We start from the raw sequence: 18,779 nt of genomic DNA on the forward strand, positions 1-18,779 counted from the left end.
ATGCGCTACGTTGATGAATATCGTGCGCCAGAACAGGTGATGCGGCTTATCGCTCACCTTAAGATTCGGGCAACATTACTCGAGTACACCGCGCAGCGTCCGCTGCGGATTATGGAAGTGTGCGGCGGACACACGCATGCCATCTTCAAGTTTGGCCTTGACCAGTTGCTGCCGGAGAACATCGAGTTTATCCACGGTCCGGGCTGTCCAGTGTGCGTGCTGCCGATGGGCCGTATCGATAACTGCATCGAAATCGCCAGTCAGCCGGGCGTGATTTTCTGCACTTTTGGCGATGCAATGCGCGTGCCGGGCAAAAACGGTTCACTGTTACAGGCCAGAGCGCGCGGTGCGGATGTGCGAATTGTCTATTCTCCTGTGGATGCGCTGAAGCTAGCGGCGGAAAATCCAACGCGCAAAGTGGTGTTTTTCGGCCTGGGATTTGAAACCACCATGCCCGCCACGGCGATTACTTTGCAACAGGCAAAAGCGCAAGGTCTCGATAACTTCTTCTTTTTTTGCCAGCACATCACGCTGATCCCTACGTTGCGCAGCCTGCTGGAAGAACCGGATAACGGAATTGATGCTTTTTTAGCACCCGGCCATGTCAGTATGGTGATTGGCACAGAGGCGTACGGTTTTATTGCAGCGGACTATCATCGGCCATTAGTGGTCGCTGGTTTCGAACCACTTGATCTACTGCAAGGCGTCAACATGCTGGTTGAGCAGAAAATAGCAGCCCTGAGCGTGGTCGTAAATCAGTATCGCCGCGTCGTGCCCGATGCGGGAAATCCGCTGGCGCAAAAAGCCATCGCCGAGGTTTTTGCCGTTGAAGGTGACAGCGAATGGCGCGGTTTGGGATTGATTGCGGCGTCTGGCGTGCAGTTAACCCCCGCGTATCGCGCATTCGACGCCGAAGCGCATTTTCGCCCGCAGCCACAGCAGGTTTGTGACGATCCACGGGCCCGCTGCGGCGCCGTGCTGACCGGTAAATGCAAACCGCATCAGTGCCCGCTATTTGGCAACACCTGCAATCCGCAAACCGCATTTGGCGCGCTCATGGTCTCTTCCGAAGGCGCCTGCGCCGCATGGTATCAGTATCGCAATCAGGAGTGTGAAGCATGAACACGGTTGAAATGGCGCACGGCAGCGGCGGCCAGGCGATGCAAAAACTCATCAGCCAACTGTTTCTGGAAGCCTTTGCCAACCCATGGCTGGCGGAGCAGGAAGATCAGGCGCGCATTGCCCTGTCGACACTGACCGCGCAGGGCGACAGGCTGGCGTTCTCCACCGACAGTTACGTGATTGATCCGCTGTTCTTTCCGGGTGGTGATATCGGCAAGCTGGCGGTGTGCGGCACCGCCAATGACGTGGCCGTCAGCGGCGCTACCCCTCGCTATCTTTCGTGCGGTTTTATTCTTGAAGAGGGGCTGGCGATGGACACGCTAAACGCCGTCGTCCAGAGCATGGCGCGCACCGCACGCGAAGCGGGTATCGCTATTGTCACCGGTGATACTAAAGTCGTGCAGCGCGGCGCGGCGGATAAACTGTTTATTAATACTGCAGGGCTGGGCGCAATCCCCACGGACGTTCACTGGGGCGCACAACGGCTGGCGGTCGGTGATGTGTTAATCGTGAGCGGTACGCTGGGCTGTCATGGCGCGACGATTTTAAACCTGCGTGAAGGTCTGGGCCTGGGCGGGGAATTACGCAGCGACTGCGCCGTGCTGACGCCGCTTATCCAGACGCTCCGTCACCTCCCAGGGGTCAAAGCCCTGCGCGATGCGACGCGCGGGGGAGTCAATGCGGTTGCCCATGAATTTGCCGCCAGCAGCGGCTGCGGCATTGAGCTGACAGAGCAACATCTGCCGGTCAAACCCGCCGTACGCGGCCTGTGCGAACTTCTTGGCCTTGATCCGCTAAACTTTGCCAACGAAGGCAAATTGTTAATCGGCGTCGAGCGTTCTGCGGCAGAAGCCGTGCTGGCGCAGCTGCGCGATCATCCACTTGGTCAGGATGCCGCCGTGATCGGTGAAGTGGTTGAGCGCAAAGGGGTGCGCCTGACCGGACTTTACGGCATTAAACGCACGCTGGATTTACCGCACGCGGAACCGTTACCCCGAATTTGCTAGAACTGCGCTAAACGTGGTCAGCACTCTTATTTTTTTGCCCGTTTCTTTGGAAGCAATATGTCGTATACACCGATGAGCGATCTTGGACAGCAAGGGCTGTTCGATATTACGCGCACACTGTTACAGCAGCCCGATCTGGGTTCGCTCAGCGAAGCCCTGACGCGTCTGGTGCAGCAGTCTGCGCTGGCAGACAGTGCCGCTATCGTGCTGTGGCACAGCGCAAGCCGTCGTGCCAGCTACTTTGCGACGCGCGATAAGGGGAAGTCTGTCGAATATGAAGACGAAACCGTGCTGGCGAACGGTCCGGTTCGCCGTATTTTGTCGCGCCCGGACGCCCTGCACTGCAACTTCGATGAATTCCAGCAGGCCTGGCCGCTGCTTGCGCAGAGCAATTTGTATTCACCTTTTGGCCATTACTGCCTGCTGCCGCTCACCGCTGAGGGACGCATTTTTGGTGGCTGCGAATTTATCCGCAATACGGATCAGCCGTGGAGCGAGGCGGAATATGAGCGTCTGCATACGTTCACGCAGATTGTCAGCGTGGTGGCCGAGCAGATCCACAGCCGCGTCACCGATAACGTCGATTACGATCTGTTGAGCCGCGAACGCGATAACTTCCGTATTCTCGTCGCCATCACCAATGCGGTACTGTCCAGGCTGGACATGGACGAACTGGTGAGTGAAGTCGCCAAAGAGATCCACCACTATTTTAAAATCGACGCGATAAGCATCGTGTTGCGCGGCCATCGCAAGGGCAAGCTGACGATCCACTCCACTCATTATCTTGATGAAACTAATCCCGCGCACGAGCAAAGCGAAGTGGATGAATCGGGAACGCTCTCCGAACGGGTATTTAAAAGCAAAGAGATGCTGCTGCTGAATCTGAGCGAACGCGATGAGCTGGCACCTTACGAACGGATGCTATTCCAGTGCTGGGGCAATCAGATCCAGACGCTGTGCCTGCTGCCGCTGATGTCCGGCAATACCATGCTCGGCGTGCTAAAACTGGCGCAATGCGAAGAACAAGCCTTTACCACCACCAATCTTAAGCTGCTGCGCCAAATCGCAGAGCGCATTGCTATTGCGCTCGACAACGCGCTGGCGTACCAGGAAATTCATCGTCTGAAAGAGCGGCTGGTGGACGAAAACCTCGCGCTGACCGAGCAGTTGAACAATGTCGACAGCGAATTCGGTGAAATCATTGGCCGCAGTGATGCCATGTACAGCGTCCTGAAGCAAGTTGAGATGGTGGCGCAAAGCGACAGCACGGTATTAATCCTTGGCGAGACGGGCACCGGCAAAGAGCTGATCGCCCGAGCTATTCATAATCTCAGCAATCGAAACAGCCGACGGATGGTGAAGATGAACTGCGCGGCAATGCCCGCAGGATTGCTTGAAAGCGATCTTTTTGGTCACGAGCGCGGCGCGTTTACCGGCGCCAGCACCCAGCGTATTGGCCGCTTTGAACTGGCGGATAAAAGCTCGCTGTTCCTGGATGAAGTGGGTGATATGCCGCTGGAATTGCAGCCAAAACTGCTGCGAGTGTTACAAGAACAAGAGTTTGAACGTCTGGGAAGTAACAAACTCATTCAGACCAATGTCCGGTTGATTGCCGCGACCAATCGCGATCTGAAAAAAATGGTCGCCGACCGCGAATTTCGTAACGACCTTTATTACCGTCTTAACGTGTTCCCAATTTGCTTACCGCCGCTACGCGAGCGCCCGGATGATATTCCGCTGCTGGTAAAAGCCTTCACCGCCAAAATTGCTCGCCGGATGGGACGGAATATCGACAGCATTCCAGCGGAAACGCTGCGCATGCTTTCCACAATGGAGTGGCCGGGCAACGTTCGTGAACTGGAAAATGTGATTGAACGTGCCGTGCTGTTAACGCGCGGCAACGTGCTTCAGCTGTCGCTTCCGGAAGTCATGATCTCAGAGCCGCCGTTGCCCGCAAGGGAAATTGCGCAGGACGGTGAGGACGAGTACCAGCTGATTGTTCGTATTTTGAGAGAGACCAACGGTGTCGTCGCCGGGCCAAAAGGCGCAGCGCACCGTCTCGGCTTAAAGCGCACAACATTGCTTTCGCGAATGAAACGTTTGGGCATCGATAAAGATTTATTGGTTTAACCCCACTCTCAATGCCGTGTTACGCACGGCACTTATTTCTCCAGCCATCATAATTCTCAATTAATAACAACACGTTATTATCAGTTATTGACACAATATATTTTAAATTGTATAAATCCCACCCATTAAAATGAGTTTCATTATCATTAAAACCCCCTGACCTGCTAATAAATAATATATTGATGAAGGATAGCGTTTTTATGAAAAAGGTCCTCAGCGCCTTAGGCCTGGTATTCGCTTCGGTTAGCTCCGTATATGCAACCACTTATCCTCTGACTATCGAGAATTGCGGGTACACGCAAACCTTCACCAAAGCCCCTGAGCGCGTTGTGGCGCTGGGTCAGAACACCGTCGAAATTTTGCTGCTGTTGGGACTGCAGGATAAGATCGCTGCCAGCGCTTTTTGGCCAACCAAAGTGCTGCCGGAACTGGCGGAGAAAAATGCCAAAATCAAACTGCTGACGGTCGAAATCCCGACACTCGAGTCCGTTCTCGCCCAGAATCCTGATTTTGTTCCGGCACAATTGCCGTTATTGCTGGGCCCTGAAAGCAAAGTGGCAAAACGAGAAGATCTCGCGACTGTCGGCGTTAACAGCTATGTTTCACCCGGCATGTGCGCCACCAAAAAGGGCGTGGGCGACATGTACGGTAGCCGTCAAAAACTCTGGGATATGACGTTCCTGTACCAGGAAATTGAAGATTTCGCTAAAATTTTTAACGTGGAAGCGCGCGGTCAGGCGGTGATTGCCGATTTCAAAAAACGCGAAGCAGATTTGCGTGCCGAATTTGGTAAAAACAAAAAAGACCTTTCGTTTGTCTTCTGGTTCTCCAGCGCCTCACCTTCCGCAGACGCCTACGTGGGCGGTAAAAACAGCGCATCCGGCTTTATCGCGAATGTTCTGGGCGGTCATAACGCCATTACCTCTGAAACCGAATGGCCAACGGTGGGCTGGGAAAGCATCATCGCCGCAAACCCTGACGTGATCGTCGTCTCAAGCCTCGATCGTAACCGTTGGGTTCTGGATAACGCGGAAGAAAAAATCAAATTCCTGAAAAGCGATCCCGCGGTCAGTCAGCTTGATGCCGTCAAAAAAGGTCATATCGTGGTGATGGACGGCCAGGCCATGAACCCCACTATCCGTACCCTTTACGGCGCAGAACAGGTTGGCGAACAGCTTAGAAAGATGGGGCTGAACTAATGAGTTCAGCCGTTCAACAGGCACGGCAGGGGGTGTTTCTCGGCACATCCTGCATCCTTTCTATTGCCTTGCTTATTCTGGTCATCGCTATTGGCGTCAGCGTGGGTGAGCTATCGATTCCGCTGCAAACCGTGTTTTACGCGATCGGCAATAAAATGGGATTCACCGATGTGCCGCTGAGTCGCATTTTTGAAAGTGTGATTTGGGACTTTCGCCTGAGCCGTGCATTGGTTGCGGCTTGCTGCGGCGCGGGGCTGGCCATTTGTGGGGCAGTACTCCAGAGCCTGCTGAAAAATGCGCTCGCAGAACCGTATGTTCTCGGGGTCTCTGCGGGAGCCTCGACAGGCGCAGTGTCTGTTGTGGTATTAGGCATCGGGACAGGCGCAGTTTCGCTCTCCGCGGGCGCGTTTGCCGGTGCTTTTGCTGCCTTTGTGTTTGTCGCGCTCCTGACTAATGGCGCGCGTGGCGGTAACGAGCGCACTATCCTGGCGGGCGTTGCCGCCTCGCAGCTGTTTAATGCCATCACCGCCTACACCATCAGCACTTCCGCCAGCGCTCAGCAGGCCCGTGATGTGATGTTCTGGCTGCTGGGCAGTTTTAGCGGCGTCAGATGGCCTGAGCTCCAGTTGGTGCTGATCGTCGTGCTGACCGGATTAGCTATCTGCCTTTACTATTCTCGTGCTCTGGATGCCTTTACGTTTGGCGATGATGCCGCAGCGTCGCTTGGGATCGCCGTCCCGTGGGTGCGTTTAATTCTATTCACCGTCACAGCGCTTATTACCGCAACCATTGTCAGCATGGCGGGCTCTATTGGCTTTGTCGGCCTGGTCGTTCCGCATGTGATGCGCTATTTCTTTGGGCCGCTGCATCGCACATTGCTCATCGCCAGCGCCCTGGCGGGTGCCATTTTGATGGTGCTTGCCGATATTGCGTCTCGTCTGCTGATTGCACCGCAAAGCCTGCCGGTGGGTGTCGTCACCGCCCTGGTTGGCGTACCGTTCTTTGCCCTTATTATCTATCGTTCAAGGAATAAGTGATGAGCATCACTGCCGAAAATATTACCTGGAAGGTGGGTAAAAAAGTTATCGTCAACAATGTCTCACTGAGGGTTTCTCGTGGGCAAACGGTTGGGTTACTTGGCCCAAACGGTTCAGGTAAATCCTCTTTGCTGCGCGTTCTGGCGGGCTTGCGTCGTCCTCACTCGGGCTGCGTCACGCTGGACGATAAAAACATTAGCCAGATCACCAAAAAACAGCTGGCGCGCCGCGTCGCTTTTGTTGAACAGCATGGAATGACAGAAGCGAATATGCGCGTTCGCGATGTGGTGAAACTCGGCCGCATCCCCCATCATTCGCCTTTTTCGAACTGGAGCACGCAGGACGATGAAACCGTCACTGCTGCGCTGGAACGTGTGGATATGCTCCAAAAAAGCGAGCAAGGCTGGCAAAGTTTATCCGGCGGTGAACGCCAGCGCGTGCACATTGCCCGCGCGCTTGCGCAGACACCAACCGAGATCCTGCTTGATGAACCCACGAACCATCTGGATATTCATCATCAAATACAGTTGATGAAACTCATCAGCGAATTACCCGTCACCAGCATTGTGGCCATCCACGATCTCAACCATGCGTCGATGTTCTGTGACGCACTCATCGTGATGCAAAATGGAGAAATCGTTGCTTCCGGAACACCTGATGAGATCCTGACCGAAACGCTGTTGTGGGATGTCTTCCGGGTCGAAACGAAAATTGAAATTTCACCGTTTCATGGCAAAAAACATATCCACTACATCGCTTAACGCCGGGTAACCCGCATGTCTTTGCCTCTCTTTCGGCCAGCCGCACAGGTCTGGCCGCCTGTGTTACTGGGTAGCCAGTTTGTTTTCAACATCGGTTTTTATGCTGTCGTTCCCTTTCTTGCGATCTTTTTGCGCGAAGACATGATGCTCTCCGGCGGGCTGATTGGGCTGATCCTTGGGCTGCGGACCTTTTCCCAACAAGGGATGTTTTTCGTGGGTGGAGCCCTATCAGACCGATTCGGGGCACGTATCGTGATCCTGGCCGGCTGTCTTATTCGCGTGTCGGGTTATTTGCTGCTGGCGTTTGGGCAATCGCTTTGGCCGATTATAGTGGGAGCCTGTTTGACCGGGATTGGCGGAGCGCTGTTTTCGCCCTCCATTGAAGCATTGCTGGCGAAAGCCGGAACACAAAGTGAGGCGCGGGGCAAACGCAGTCGTGCGGAGTGGTTTGCGCTGTTTGCCGTGTGTGGCGAGCTGGGGGCTGTACTTGGGCCGGTTGCAGGAGCCCTCATGACGGGACTTGGTTTCCGCCAGGTTGCACTGGCCGGCGCGAGTGTCTTTGTCGTGGCGTTGATCGTCCTGTTTTTCGCGCTGCCTTCTGCGCCTGCAAAAAAGCAAACGCTTGAAATGACACCGTGGTGGACCACCTTCCGTCAGCCGCGTTTTGTCGCCTTCATTATCGCCTACAGCGCATGGTTACTGAGTTACAACCAACTTTATCTGGCACTGCCCGTCGAAATTCAACGTGCTGGCGGCAGCGAAAAAGATTTGGGACCGCTTTTTATGCTGGCCTCGGTATTGATTATTGCCTTTCAACTTCCGCTGGCACGTTTTGCGCGTCGTATGGGTCCTACCAGGATCCTTCCCTTTGGGTTCCTGTTCGTCTCCGCCTCCTTTGTCAGCGTCGCCCTGTTCGCGGCAACAGTCCCGCCGGAGGGGTGGCTTCGACTCTTGCCGTCCGCCTGTTTTGTCACGCTGTTAACGCTGGGCCAGATGCTGCTGGTGCCCGCCGCAAAAGATCTCATCCCCTGGTTTGCTGATGAGGCAACGCTTGGTGCACATTATGGCGCGCTGGCCACAGCCGGGGGCTGCGCTGTGCTGGCGGGGAATCTCCTGTTCGGCAGTCAACTTGATCATGCTTTAGTGCCGTCGAAAGAGGCCATTTATCCCTGGTTGCAGTTAGCCTTTTTCCCGCTGTGCAGCGCGATAGCGATGGTGATCATTTGCCGTCCGATGCAAGGCGCGCGTGGTCGTAAAGTTTAAGCCTTATTTTTGGGTCGGCATTTCTCGGGCAGTTCCGGCACCGGGCGGCGGTCGTCTATCAAATGACGAATAGTGAGGATCGGATGACGCCATAACATACGTGGCCCGGCCCAGCGCATAACCTGTTTCATCTCTTCTCGTTTTGCAGGTTGGTAGCAGTGGACAGGGCACTGTTTACAGGCTGGTTTATCTTCTCCAAAAACGCATTTATCCAGTCGTTTGTCTGCATACGCGTTCAAGGCCTGATAATACCCAGGCTCGCAAGATGCCTGAGGGCATTGCGTTTCATAGAGCGCGATCATTTTACCGATCGTCTCTTTTTCACGAGAGATTCGTTTTCCTGACATAACAGATCACCCATTAATAAATTGCATGAATAATACATCTTTAAAATCGCCTTTTCAGCTTGATTTCATTTGTTGCATTTCATTTTCTGAAGACGGCTTCCAGTTATAGATTTGTTTTCGCCCATAACCACTGGCATTTTATACAGGTGATTTCATTCCCTTTTCGTCTGCTGTTAATGGAGCCTGTATGTCTGATATCCCGATCACCCCGTCACAACGCCATCTCAAAGTGGGCTACTTTAGAAAGCGCCATGAAGATCGTAATACCAAAATTCCAAAACGTTACAGCGTTCATGCGGCACTGAGCCTAAAAGGCGACTGGCTCGAAAAAGCAGGGTTTAAAACCCATTCGCAGGTCAGTGTGAGAGTCGAACACGGAAAATTGCTCATTGAGTTGATGAAAGAAGACACAGCATAAAGTCTCGACATTTTGCTGCCCCCTGTCATTTGTTCATGCGACAATAGAGGTAACTAACGGCCAGCAGGTCGCGCAAAACGCAATAATTTCAATGAAATGGATATCTTAACTCCATGAGCACAATCGAAAATTTAACCGCACACACGCCGATGATGCAGCAGTATCTGAAACTCAAAGCTCAGCATCCGGAAATCCTGCTTTTTTATCGGATGGGGGATTTTTACGAGCTTTTCTATGATGATGCAAAACGCGCGTCACAGCTGCTCGACATCTCACTGACCAAGCGTGGCGCATCGGCGGGTGAACCTATTCCGATGGCGGGCATTCCGCATCATGCCGTAGAAAACTACCTGGCGAAGCTCGTCAACCAAGGCGAGTCCGTCGCGATTTGCGAACAGATTGGCGATCCGGCCACGTCAAAAGGTCCGGTGGAACGCAAAGTGGTTCGCATCGTCACACCAGGCACTATCAGTGACGAAGCGCTGTTACAGGAGCGACAGGATAACCTGCTGGCGGCGATCTGGCAGGACAGCAAAGGTTACGGTTATGCCACGCTGGATATTAGCTCCGGTCGTTTTCGTTTGAGTGAACCCGCCGATCGCGAAACGATGGCGGCTGAATTGCAACGAACGAATCCTGCAGAACTCCTGTACGCCGAAGATTTTGCGGAAATGGCACTGATTGAGGGCCGTCGGGGCCTGCGTCGCCGTCCGTTATGGGAATTTGAAATTGATACGGCGCGCCAGCAGTTAAACCTGCAGTTTGGTACGCGGGATCTGATTGGCTTTGGCGTTGAGAATGCACCGCGTGGCCTGTGCGCCGCAGGCTGTCTGTTGCAGTACGTGAAAGACACCCAACGCACGACCCTTCCCCATATCCGTTCGATTACGATGGAACGCCAGCAGGACAGCATCATCATGGATGCCGCTACACGTCGTAATCTCGAAATCACTCAGAATTTGGCCGGTGGCGTGGAAAACACCCTCGCCGCCGTGCTCGACAGCACCGTCACGCCAATGGGTAGCCGTATGCTCAAGCGCTGGTTGCATATGCCCGTGCGAGATACGGATGTGCTGGTCAGCCGCCAGCAAACCATCGGTGCGTTGCAGGATCGCTTTACAGAGCTGCAACCCGTGCTGCGCCAGGTGGGAGATTTAGAACGTATTCTTGCTCGCCTGGCACTTCGTACGGCGCGCCCACGCGATCTGGCTCGCATGCGTCATGCCTTCCAGCAGCTTCCGGCATTACGTGTGCAACTGGCCGAAGTGAACAGCGCACCCGTACAAAAACTGCGCGAAACGATGGGTGAATTCACAGAGCTGTGCGAATTACTGGAGCACGCGGTTGTTGAAGCCCCACCGGTTCTGGTTCGTGATGGCGGCGTCATTGCCCCTGGCTATCACGAGGAACTCGATGAATGGCGAGCCCTGGCCGACGGCGCAACGGATTACCTCGATAAACTGGAAATCCGCGAGCGCGAGCGTTTGGGTCTGGATACGTTGAAAGTCGGCTATAACGCTATTCACGGCTATTACATTCAAATCAGCCGTGGTCAGAGCCACCACGCCCCGATTCACTATGTCCGTCGTCAGACACTTAAGAACGCCGAGCGTTATATCATTCCTGAACTGAAAGAGTATGAGGACAAAGTTCTCACCTCCAAAGGTAAAGCGCTGGCGCTTGAAAAACAGCTTTATGAAGAGCTGTTCGATATGCTGATGCCACATCTCGCCGAGTTACAGGCAAGCGCAAGCGCGTTGGCTGAACTCGATGTGCTGATCAACCTGGCAGAACGCGCCGACACCCTAAATTACGCTTGCCCAACCTTTATTGATAAACCCGGCATTCGTATCACCGAGGGCCGTCATCCCGTTGTCGAGCAGGTATTGCGCGAACCCTTTATTGCTAACCCGCTTAACCTGTCTCCGCAACGCCGTATGCTGATTATCACCGGTCCAAATATGGGCGGTAAAAGCACCTACATGCGGCAGACTGCGTTGATTGCCCTGCTGGCCTATATTGGTAGCTACGTTCCCGCGCAGAAAGTCGAAATCGGTCCTATCGATCGCATTTTCACCCGCGTGGGCGCTGCGGACGATCTGGCGAGCGGCCGCTCAACCTTTATGGTCGAAATGACCGAAACGGCGAATATTCTGCATAATGCGACTGAAAACAGTCTGGTGTTGATGGATGAGATTGGTCGCGGTACATCAACCTATGATGGTCTTTCTCTGGCGTGGGCCTGCGCCGAAAGTCTGGCGAATAAAATCAAAGCGCTAACCCTTTTTGCGACGCATTATTTCGAGCTAACGCAGTTACCAGAAAAAATGGAAGGCGTGGCGAATGTGCATCTGGATGCGCTGGAGCACGGAGATACCATTGCGTTTATGCATACGGTTCAGGATGGTGCTGCCAGCAAGAGTTACGGCCTTGCCGTTGCCGCGCTGGCCGGTGTGCCAAAAGAAGTGATTAAACGTGCGCGTCAGAAGCTACGCGAACTGGAAAGCTTATCGCCAAATGCAGCTGCGACTCAGGTGGATGGTTCACAAATGTCGCTCCTGATGCCAGCGGAAGAGACATCACCTGCGGTGGAAGCTCTTGAAAATCTCGATCCGGACTCTCTGACGCCGCGTCAGGCGTTAGAGTGGATTTATCGTTTGAAGAATTTAGTGTGATAACAGTGCCCGACAGAATATGTCGGGCCAGTTAAGCCCAAAGAAAAAGGCCAGTCTTTCGACCGGCCTTTTTTGATGAAAAGGTCATTATTCGCGGAACAGCGCTTCGATATTCAGTCCTTGCCCCTGCAGAATCTCACGCAGACGACGCAAACCTTCTACCTGAATCTGACGAACACGTTCACGAGTCAGACCAATCTCACGGCCAACATCTTCCAGTGTCGCAGCTTCATACCCTAACAGACCGAAACGACGTGCCAGCACTTCACGCTGTTTGGCGTTCAGTTCGAACAGCCATTTGACGATACTTTGTTTCATATCATCATCTTGCGTGGTGTCTTCCGGGCCGTTGTCTTTTTCATCGGCCAGGATGTCCAGCAGCGCTTTTTCGGAATCGCCACCCAGTGGGGTGTCGACTGAGGTAATGCGCTCATTGAGACGCAGCATACGGCTTACGTCATCAACCGGTTTATCGAGTTGCTCTGCAATCTCTTCTGCACTTGGCTCGTGGTCCAGTTTATGGGACAACTCGCGCGCGGTACGCAGATAGACGTTCAACTCTTTGACGATGTGAATCGGCAAACGAATCGTACGGGTTTGGTTCATGATTGCCCGTTCGATGGTCTGACGAATCCACCAGGTAGCGTAAGTCGAGAATCGGAACCCACGTTCAGGGTCAAACTTCTCAACTGCGCGGATCAAGCCCAGGTTACCCTCTTCAATCAGATCCAGCAGTGCCAGACCACGATTGCTGTAACGACGGGCAATTTTCACAACCAAACGCAAGTTACTTTCAATCATGCGACGGCGTGAGGCAACATCTCCACGCAGTGCGCGACGCGCGAAATAAACTTCTTCTTCGGCTGTTAACAGTGGAGAATAACCAATCTCCCCAAGGTAAAGCTGAGTCGCGTCAAGCACACGCTGTGTGGCGCCCTGCGATAACAGCTCTTCTTCAGCTAAATCGTTATCACTGGGTTCCTCTTCAACTAAGACTTTCTCATCAAAAGACTCGGTTCCGTTCTCATCAAATTCCGCGTCTTCATTTAAATCATGAACTTTCAGCGTATTCTGACTCATAAGGTGGCTCCTACCCGTGATCCCTGAACGAGACATCCTGAAGTGGCATGCCCCGCCAAATTATCGCTGCGGCAAATACTGCAGCGGGTTTACGGATTTCCCCTTGTAACGAATTTCAAAATGCAAGCGTGTAGAACTGGTTCCGGTGCTACCCATGGTAGCGATTTTTTGCCCCGCCTTGATTTCTTGTTGCTCCCGGACCAGCATTGTATCGTTATGGGCGTAGGCACTCAGGTAATCATCGTTATGTTTTATGATAATAAGATTACCGTAACCGCGCAGAGCGTTACCGGCATATACAACGCGTCCATCTGCGGTCGCGGTAATAGCCTGTCCCTTACTTCCTGCGATATCGATCCCTTTATTTCCCCCCTCGGAGGAAGAGAAGTTTTCGAATACTTTACCGTCAGTTGGCCAGCGCCAGGTGGAGATAGGCGCACTGGAGGTCATACTGCTGGCAGTCGGTACGGTAGAGCTAACCACAGGTGCCGTAGTCGGTGCTGTGACGACAGTCGCAGACGCCTTATTATTCGGCAACATTTTGTTAGCACTCTGTTCACCTGAGTCCTCAGAATACGTAATTGTGGGCTGTGAAGCAACCACTGCGCTTGTATTTTGCGCAGGTTTAACGCTGTTATTTTGAGCGGTGACATCCGCTGCGGAGACAGAGTTACCCGGCGTTAATGGCGTACCGGTCGCATTACCGACCTGAAGCGTTTGCCCAACTTCCAGGCCATACGGGGCCTGCACGCTATTTCGCTGCGCAAGGTCACGGAAATCGTTCCCGGTGATCCACGCGATATAGAAAAGCGTGTCGCCACGTTTAACCGTATACGTACTCCCGCCGGTGTAGCTTCCTTTGGGAATATTCCCATACTTACGGTTATAGACTATGCGGCCATTCTCGGTCTGCACAGTTTGTTGCACTGGTTGCATCTGCGTTGGCTGTGCAGCAGGAGGCTGCATCGGCTGAATTGGCGGATTTTGTTGCGTTGTTGCTGTGCCCATTTTTGGTGGAGGGGTAATTAGCATTCCGCCGGACGAATTTTCGGAACCGCTATTACCACCGACAGAGCTCACCGGAGCAGGGGCGTTATTAGAACTTGTACAACCTGCCAGCCAAAGTGAAACCAGTGACAATGCCGCAACACGGCTGATGGTGAATTTTGGGCTTCCCGCGCTCATTTATCCCCCAGGAATGTGTTAACTACCAGTGACTTAAAATTAACCGTAATCGCACAAACGGTTTGCGCCTCACCATACGCTGAATTTTCCTGAAAAACCCTGGAAAATTCCGAGTCTCAGGCCAGTTCTCCCTTCACGAGAGGCACAAACCGCACGGCTTCTACAGTATCGATGATGTACTCGTCATCCCGCCGACGAACGCGCTTTAGCAGCTGATGTTCATCGCCCACGGGTAACACGAGAATGCCGCCATTCGCCAGTTGCGACAAGAGCGCAGCGGGGATTTCAAGCGGTGCAGCCGTCACGATAATAGCGTCAAACGGAGCGCGGGCTTGCCACCCCTGCCATCCGTCACCGTGACGTGTAGAAACATTATGTAAATCCAGCTGTTTAAGACGACGGCGCGCATGCCATTGCAAGCTTTTGATGCGCTCAACAGAGCAGACATGATGAACGAAATGGGCCAGAATTGCCGTCTGATAACCCGACCCTGTCCCTATTTCGAGAACGCGAGATTCCGGCGTCAGCTCCAGTAATTCCGTCATACGCGCAACCATATAGGGCTGAGAGATTGTCTGCCCCTGTCCTATGGGTAAGGCCACGTTTTCCCACGCTTTGTGTTCAAACGCCTCATCCACAAATTTCTCGCGCGGTACCTGCGAGATAGCCTCCAGCACACGCTCGTCGGCGATGCCCTGGCTGCGCAATTGATTCAGAAGTGCTTGTACACGTTGACTTACCATTGCGTGTTCACCCCGGCACGTTCAAGCCAGCCTGACACCACATCTTGCGCGTTGTACGCAGTTAAATCTACGTGCAACGGGGTGACGGAGACATACCCTTCATCCACGGCTGCAAAATCGGTATCCGGGCCTGCGTCGCATTTATCGCCAGGAGGACCAATCCAGTAAAGCGTATTGCCGCGCGGATCCTGCTGCGGAATCACCTGGTCAGCCGGATGTCGGCTGCCACAGCGCGTCACGCGAATGCCTTTGATTTCGTCAAGAGGCAGATCGGGAACGTTGATATTCAGAATACGTCCTGTGCGCAGCGGTTCACGGCTGAGCGCACGCAGAATCGAACAGGTTACCGCTGCGGCTGTATCGTAGTGCTGGTGGCCATTCAGGGAGACCGCCAGCGCAGGGAATCCCAAATGGCGGCCTTCCATCGCGGCGGCGACGGTACCCGAGTAAATCACGTCATCCCCCAGATTTGGACCCGCGTTAATCCCCGACACGACCACATCCGGCCCGGGACGCATCAGCGCATTGACGCCCAAAAACACGCAGTCGGTCGGCGTGCCCATTTGCACGGCGATATCGCCATTCTCAAACGCAAACGTACGAAGTGACGATTCCAGCGTCAATGAATTGGACGCCCCGCTGCGGTTACGGTCAGGAGCAACAACCTGCACGTCGGCAAACTCGCGCAGGTATTTCGCCAGCGTCTGAATGCCCGGTGCATGTATCCCATCATCGTTACTCAGCAATATTCGCATAATCACCCGAGGTGTTGATAAGTTCCCTGACAACGCTGGTGGCGAAGCTACCTGCCGGTAGCCAGAAGCGTAACTCGACGGTTACGTCGTCCCACCAGTTCCAGCTAAGCTGCTGCGGATAGAGCAGCATCGCGCGGCGCGCCGCCTCGACTTTCTCCCGCATCAGCAATGATTGTAATTCTGGCGCATCGGCAATCGCCGCCTGTTCGGCCGCGAGCGCATCGCCCTGCGTGCCCCACTCTCCCGAGCCGGGCATCGCGGCGGTAATCATCAGCGTTTTATTATCAACGCGCGCCTGCACATCGGTGATTTCTTCCGCTGTGGCCACAAACCAACTGCCGCGTCCCGCTAATTGTAGCGCATCGCCGACAACAACTTGATTCGCGTCCGGTTTTTTCAGTCGTTCACTCACAATCTGATTAAACAACGCGCTGCGGGCTGCCGACAACCAAAAACTGCGCTTATTCCTGTCACGCACCGGCGCATCACTTTGCGCCCAGCGCAACGCACCCAGCAAATTGCTGCCGCCGATACCGAAACGCTGTGCGCCGAAGTAGTTTGGCACGCCCTGCTCCGCGATCGCGGTCAGGCGTTTTTCCACGTCGTCACGATCCGTCACTTCGCGCAGAATCAAGGTGAAGGCATTGCCCTGAAGCGCGCCTAAACGCAGCTTGCGCTTATGACGGGCGTATTCCAGCACTTTACAGCCTTCAAGCTCAAATTGACTTAAATCAGGCATCGCATTGCCAGGAACGCGGGCGCAAAGCCACTGTTCCGTTACGGCGTGTTTGTCTTTTTGACCGGCAAAACTCACTTCGCGGGCATGGATTTTAAGGAATTTCGCGAGCGCGTCAGCGACAAAACGGGTGTTACAGCCATTTTTCAGAATACGCACGAGAATGTGTTCACCCTCGCCGTCAGGCTCAAAACCTAAATCTTCTACCACCACGAAATCTTCGGGATTGGCTTTTAGCAGGCCAGCCCCCTGCGGTTTTCCGTGCAGATAAGTCAGATTCTCAAACTCTGTCATTTGGCCGCCTTCACCAGCAGCGCAACCGCTTCGCAGGCGATGCCTTCGCCGCGCCCGGTAAATCCAAGTTTCTCGGTGGTGGTCGCTTTAACATTCACGTCGTCCATATGACAACCCAGATCTTCGGCGATAAACACGCGCATCTGCGGGATATGCGTCAGCATTTTTGGCGCCTGCGCAATAATGGTCACGTCAACGTTGCCGAGCGTGTAGCCCTTCGCCTGAATACGTCGCCAGGCTTCACGCAGCAGTTCGCGGCTATCCGCCCCTTTAAAGGCCGGATCGGTATCCGGGAACAGCTTGCCGATATCGCCCAGCGCCGCAGCGCCCAGCAGGGCGTCGGTCAGGGCGTGCAGCGCCACATCGCCATCGGAGTGCGCCAGCAGTCCTTTCTCAAAAGGAATGCGCACGCCGCCAATGATAATCGGGCCAACGCCGCCAAAGGCGTGTACGTCAAAACCGTGTCCAATTCGCATTATGCGTTCTCCTGATAGGTCATACGGGTAAGATAAAATTCCGCGAGCTGTAAATCTTCGGGGCGCGTCACTTTGATATTATCAGCGCGTCCTTCTACAAGCTCAGGATGGAAACCACAATATTCCAGCGCCGAGGCTTCATCGGTGATGGTTGCGCCCTCGTTGAGCGCACGGGTTAAGCAATCATGAAGCAGTTCGCGGGGGAAAAATTGGGGCGTCAGCGCGTGCCAAAGATCAACGCGCTCAACGGTGTGAGCAATATGATTCAGCCCTGGCTCCGCACGCTTCATGGTGTCGCGTACCGGCGCGGCCAGAATACCGCCCACAGCGCTTGTTTCGCTTATCGCCAGCAAACGTGCGAGATCGTCCGGGTGTAAACAGGGACGCGCGGCATCGTGAACCAATACCCACGCGGCATTCCCCGCCGCACGAATGCCAGCCAGCACCGAGTCGGCACGTTCGGTGCCACCGTCAACAACGGTAATTTGCGGATGATTCGCCAGCGGTAGGGCGGCAAAACGGGCATCGCCCGGACTGATAGCGATAACGACGCGCGTCACCCGTGGATTTGCCAGCAGCGCCGCCACGGTATGTTCAAGGATCGTTTTATCACCGATTGAAAGGTATTGCTTAGGACACTCTGTCTGCATGCGCCGACCAAAGCCAGCGGCCGGTACCACGGCGCATACATCCGAAAAAGTCACTGCCATGTCGTAATCCTGGGCCTGATTATCGATTATTTTGTGCTGAGCCCTGGTTGCGTTTAGACGCATCCGGCACCAGACGATAAAAGGTTTCGTCCGGTTTAGTCATACTGAGTTCGTTACGTGCGCGTTCCTCAATCGCCTCTTGCCCGCCATTGAGGTCATCAATTTCGGCAAAAAGTTGATCGTTTCGCGCTTTAAGTTTTGCGTTCGTTGCCTGCTGTGCCGTCACGTCATCGTTGACGCGACCGTAGTCATGAAGACCGTTCTTACCGAACCACAGCGAATACTGTAGCCAGACCAGCAAGGCCAGCAACAGCAGCGTTAGTTTACCCATCCTGCCCCCTGAAAAACGGCATCATCATCCCACAACTTTGCCCCTGACTCTACTCTGGGGCGACGGAGATGCCGCAACATCGCGGGCAAATGTACCACATTTTTGCCACGGATACGTAAGCACAACAAAGGCACATTATTCGTTACGATTTGAATTATGGCTGAAGTTAACCCATCAGCCATAAAAACAGCAGACCGAAGATGGCGACAACCGCCACAATCGTGATCAAGGTGGTATAAAGCAGTTTGCCATTGAGCAGCGAGTGCAGCGCAATGCCGACCACAACCGCCACGGGCATCAGCGCCAGAAAGAAAGGCCAGGTGTAGAGGAAGAAAAACAGCGTGTTGCGGCCATAGATCAGGAACGGAATGCCGAGCGCCAGCAACCACGAGACGAAGCCCACCACGGCCCCAGGCAGTGACCAGGTCGTCTCGTCATTGGTCGATAACGTTTCCGACCCGCTGATAATGTAATTCTGACTGTTGCGCATAACGAATCCTGTGGCCGATG

Annotated in this window: 19 protein-coding genes; 9 read left to right on the top strand and 10 right to left on the bottom strand. The window is 54.1% G+C overall.

Annotated features, from left to right (window positions below; genetic code table 11):
• From hypD to I6L74_RS03625, 7 genes are all read left to right on the top strand, one after another.
• Complete coding sequence (gene hypD / locus I6L74_RS03595) at positions 1-1,122, top strand: hydrogenase formation protein HypD (protein ID WP_059177692.1); 1,122 nt, start codon at positions 1-3, stop codon at positions 1,120-1,122.
• The gene (hypE, locus tag I6L74_RS03600; RefSeq protein ID WP_059177691.1) at positions 1,119-2,129 is read left to right on the top strand and encodes a hydrogenase expression/formation protein HypE; all 1,011 of its coding nucleotides are present in this window, start codon (positions 1,119-1,121) and stop codon (positions 2,127-2,129) included. The genes hypD and hypE overlap by 4 nt, the downstream gene beginning before the upstream one ends.
• 57 nt (positions 2,130-2,186) lie before the next feature.
• Positions 2,187-4,259: a formate hydrogenlyase transcriptional activator FlhA gene (gene flhA / locus I6L74_RS03605; RefSeq protein WP_059177690.1), complete on the top strand. Its 2,073-nt coding sequence runs from the start codon at positions 2,187-2,189 to the stop codon at positions 4,257-4,259.
• Between the two features lie 200 nt (positions 4,260-4,459).
• Positions 4,460-5,458 carry a siderophore ABC transporter substrate-binding protein EitA gene (eitA, locus tag I6L74_RS03610; protein WP_059177689.1) on the top strand — a complete coding sequence of 333 codons (999 nt, stop codon included), beginning with the start codon at positions 4,460-4,462 and terminating at the stop codon, positions 5,456-5,458.
• The gene (locus I6L74_RS03615; RefSeq protein WP_059177688.1) at positions 5,458-6,495 is read left to right on the top strand and encodes a FecCD family ABC transporter permease; all 1,038 of its coding nucleotides are present in this window, start codon (positions 5,458-5,460) and stop codon (positions 6,493-6,495) included. The genes eitA and I6L74_RS03615 overlap by 1 nt, the downstream gene beginning before the upstream one ends.
• Positions 6,495-7,256 carry a siderophore ABC transporter ATP-binding protein EitC gene (gene eitC / locus I6L74_RS03620; protein ID WP_059177687.1) on the top strand — a complete coding sequence of 254 codons (762 nt, stop codon included), beginning with the start codon at positions 6,495-6,497 and terminating at the stop codon, positions 7,254-7,256. The genes I6L74_RS03615 and eitC overlap by 1 nt, the downstream gene beginning before the upstream one ends.
• 15 nt (positions 7,257-7,271) lie before the next feature.
• On the top strand, positions 7,272-8,519 hold the full coding sequence (locus tag I6L74_RS03625) for an MDR family MFS transporter (RefSeq protein ID WP_072241737.1): 1,248 nt from the start codon (positions 7,272-7,274) through the stop codon (positions 8,517-8,519).
• Here I6L74_RS03625 and I6L74_RS03630 read toward each other — a convergent pair.
• Complete coding sequence (locus I6L74_RS03630; protein ID WP_059177686.1) at positions 8,516-8,866, bottom strand: nitrous oxide-stimulated promoter family protein; 351 nt, start codon at positions 8,864-8,866, stop codon at positions 8,516-8,518. The genes I6L74_RS03625 and I6L74_RS03630 overlap by 4 nt on opposite strands.
• Before the next feature lie 187 nt (positions 8,867-9,053).
• Between I6L74_RS03630 and I6L74_RS03635 the strand changes: the two genes are divergently transcribed.
• Together I6L74_RS03635 and mutS are read left to right on the top strand one after the other, a co-directional pair.
• Positions 9,054-9,284 (top strand): SymE family type I addiction module toxin, encoded by a 231-nt coding sequence (locus I6L74_RS03635; protein ID WP_059177685.1) that lies wholly within the window; start codon positions 9,054-9,056, stop codon positions 9,282-9,284.
• A gap of 113 nt (positions 9,285-9,397) precedes the next feature.
• The gene (gene mutS, locus I6L74_RS03640) at positions 9,398-11,959 is read left to right on the top strand and encodes a DNA mismatch repair protein MutS (RefSeq protein ID WP_059177684.1); all 2,562 of its coding nucleotides are present in this window, start codon (positions 9,398-9,400) and stop codon (positions 11,957-11,959) included.
• Between the two features lie 87 nt (positions 11,960-12,046).
• On the opposite strand, the gene rpoS is transcribed toward mutS, so the two are convergent.
• From rpoS to I6L74_RS03685, 9 genes are all read right to left on the bottom strand, one after another.
• Positions 12,047-13,039 (bottom strand): RNA polymerase sigma factor RpoS, encoded by a 993-nt coding sequence (gene rpoS / locus I6L74_RS03645; RefSeq protein ID WP_015960205.1) that lies wholly within the window; start codon positions 13,037-13,039, stop codon positions 12,047-12,049.
• A 60-nt stretch (positions 13,040-13,099) separates the two neighbouring features.
• Positions 13,100-14,224 carry a murein hydrolase activator NlpD gene (gene nlpD, locus I6L74_RS03650; RefSeq protein ID WP_096759541.1) on the bottom strand — a complete coding sequence of 375 codons (1,125 nt, stop codon included), beginning with the start codon at positions 14,222-14,224 and terminating at the stop codon, positions 13,100-13,102.
• Positions 14,225-14,340: 116 nt separating this feature from the next.
• Positions 14,341-14,967: a protein-L-isoaspartate(D-aspartate) O-methyltransferase gene (locus I6L74_RS03655; RefSeq protein WP_059177683.1), complete on the bottom strand. Its 627-nt coding sequence runs from the start codon at positions 14,965-14,967 to the stop codon at positions 14,341-14,343.
• Positions 14,961-15,722, bottom strand: coding sequence for a 5'/3'-nucleotidase SurE (surE, locus tag I6L74_RS03660; RefSeq protein WP_059177682.1), 762 nt, complete (start codon positions 15,720-15,722; stop codon positions 14,961-14,963). The genes I6L74_RS03655 and surE overlap by 7 nt, the downstream gene beginning before the upstream one ends.
• Entirely contained in the window at positions 15,703-16,752 is a 1,050-nt protein-coding gene (truD, locus tag I6L74_RS03665; protein WP_059177681.1) for a tRNA pseudouridine(13) synthase TruD, read from the bottom strand. The genes surE and truD overlap by 20 nt, the downstream gene beginning before the upstream one ends.
• Positions 16,749-17,228 (bottom strand): 2-C-methyl-D-erythritol 2,4-cyclodiphosphate synthase, encoded by a 480-nt coding sequence (gene ispF, locus I6L74_RS03670; RefSeq protein ID WP_059177680.1) that lies wholly within the window; start codon positions 17,226-17,228, stop codon positions 16,749-16,751. The genes truD and ispF overlap by 4 nt, the downstream gene beginning before the upstream one ends.
• Positions 17,228-17,938, bottom strand: a complete 711-nt coding sequence (ispD, locus tag I6L74_RS03675) for a 2-C-methyl-D-erythritol 4-phosphate cytidylyltransferase (protein ID WP_059177679.1) — start codon at positions 17,936-17,938, stop codon at positions 17,228-17,230. The genes ispF and ispD overlap by 1 nt, the downstream gene beginning before the upstream one ends.
• A 19-nt stretch (positions 17,939-17,957) precedes the next feature.
• Positions 17,958-18,269, bottom strand: coding sequence for a cell division protein FtsB (gene ftsB, locus I6L74_RS03680; RefSeq protein ID WP_015960212.1), 312 nt, complete (start codon positions 18,267-18,269; stop codon positions 17,958-17,960).
• A gap of 166 nt (positions 18,270-18,435) precedes the next feature.
• A complete protein-coding gene (locus I6L74_RS03685; RefSeq protein WP_015960213.1) occupies positions 18,436-18,759 on the bottom strand; it encodes a DUF3561 family protein in 324 nt (107 codons plus the stop codon).
• Positions 18,760-18,779: the final 20 nt, after the last annotated feature.

The organism is Lelliottia amnigena (assembly GCF_019047465.1).
Classification (GTDB): domain Bacteria; phylum Pseudomonadota; class Gammaproteobacteria; order Enterobacterales; family Enterobacteriaceae; genus Enterobacter; species Enterobacter amnigenus.

Coding starts and splice junctions, on each gene's coding strand:
- hypD (WP_059177692.1), top strand. CDS start 1: ATGCGCTACGTTGATGAATATCGTGCGCCAGAACAGGTGATGCGGCTT.
- hypE (WP_059177691.1), top strand. CDS start 1,119: ATGAACACGGTTGAAATGGCGCACGGCAGCGGCGGCCAGGCGATGCAA.
- flhA (WP_059177690.1), top strand. CDS start 2,187: ATGTCGTATACACCGATGAGCGATCTTGGACAGCAAGGGCTGTTCGAT.
- eitA (WP_059177689.1), top strand. CDS start 4,460: ATGAAAAAGGTCCTCAGCGCCTTAGGCCTGGTATTCGCTTCGGTTAGC.
- I6L74_RS03615 (WP_059177688.1), top strand. CDS start 5,458: ATGAGTTCAGCCGTTCAACAGGCACGGCAGGGGGTGTTTCTCGGCACA.
- eitC (WP_059177687.1), top strand. CDS start 6,495: ATGAGCATCACTGCCGAAAATATTACCTGGAAGGTGGGTAAAAAAGTT.
- I6L74_RS03625 (WP_072241737.1), top strand. CDS start 7,272: ATGTCTTTGCCTCTCTTTCGGCCAGCCGCACAGGTCTGGCCGCCTGTG.
- I6L74_RS03630 (WP_059177686.1), bottom strand. CDS start 8,866: ATGTCAGGAAAACGAATCTCTCGTGAAAAAGAGACGATCGGTAAAATG.
- I6L74_RS03635 (WP_059177685.1), top strand. CDS start 9,054: ATGTCTGATATCCCGATCACCCCGTCACAACGCCATCTCAAAGTGGGC.
- mutS (WP_059177684.1), top strand. CDS start 9,398: ATGAGCACAATCGAAAATTTAACCGCACACACGCCGATGATGCAGCAG.
- rpoS (WP_015960205.1), bottom strand. CDS start 13,039: ATGAGTCAGAATACGCTGAAAGTTCATGATTTAAATGAAGACGCGGAA.
- nlpD (WP_096759541.1), bottom strand. CDS start 14,224: ATGAGCGCGGGAAGCCCAAAATTCACCATCAGCCGTGTTGCGGCATTG.
- I6L74_RS03655 (WP_059177683.1), bottom strand. CDS start 14,967: ATGGTAAGTCAACGTGTACAAGCACTTCTGAATCAATTGCGCAGCCAG.
- surE (WP_059177682.1), bottom strand. CDS start 15,722: ATGCGAATATTGCTGAGTAACGATGATGGGATACATGCACCGGGCATT.
- truD (WP_059177681.1), bottom strand. CDS start 16,752: ATGACAGAGTTTGAGAATCTGACTTATCTGCACGGAAAACCGCAGGGG.
- ispF (WP_059177680.1), bottom strand. CDS start 17,228: ATGCGAATTGGACACGGTTTTGACGTACACGCCTTTGGCGGCGTTGGC.
- ispD (WP_059177679.1), bottom strand. CDS start 17,938: ATGGCAGTGACTTTTTCGGATGTATGCGCCGTGGTACCGGCCGCTGGC.
- ftsB (WP_015960212.1), bottom strand. CDS start 18,269: ATGGGTAAACTAACGCTGCTGTTGCTGGCCTTGCTGGTCTGGCTACAG.
- I6L74_RS03685 (WP_015960213.1), bottom strand. CDS start 18,759: ATGCGCAACAGTCAGAATTACATTATCAGCGGGTCGGAAACGTTATCG.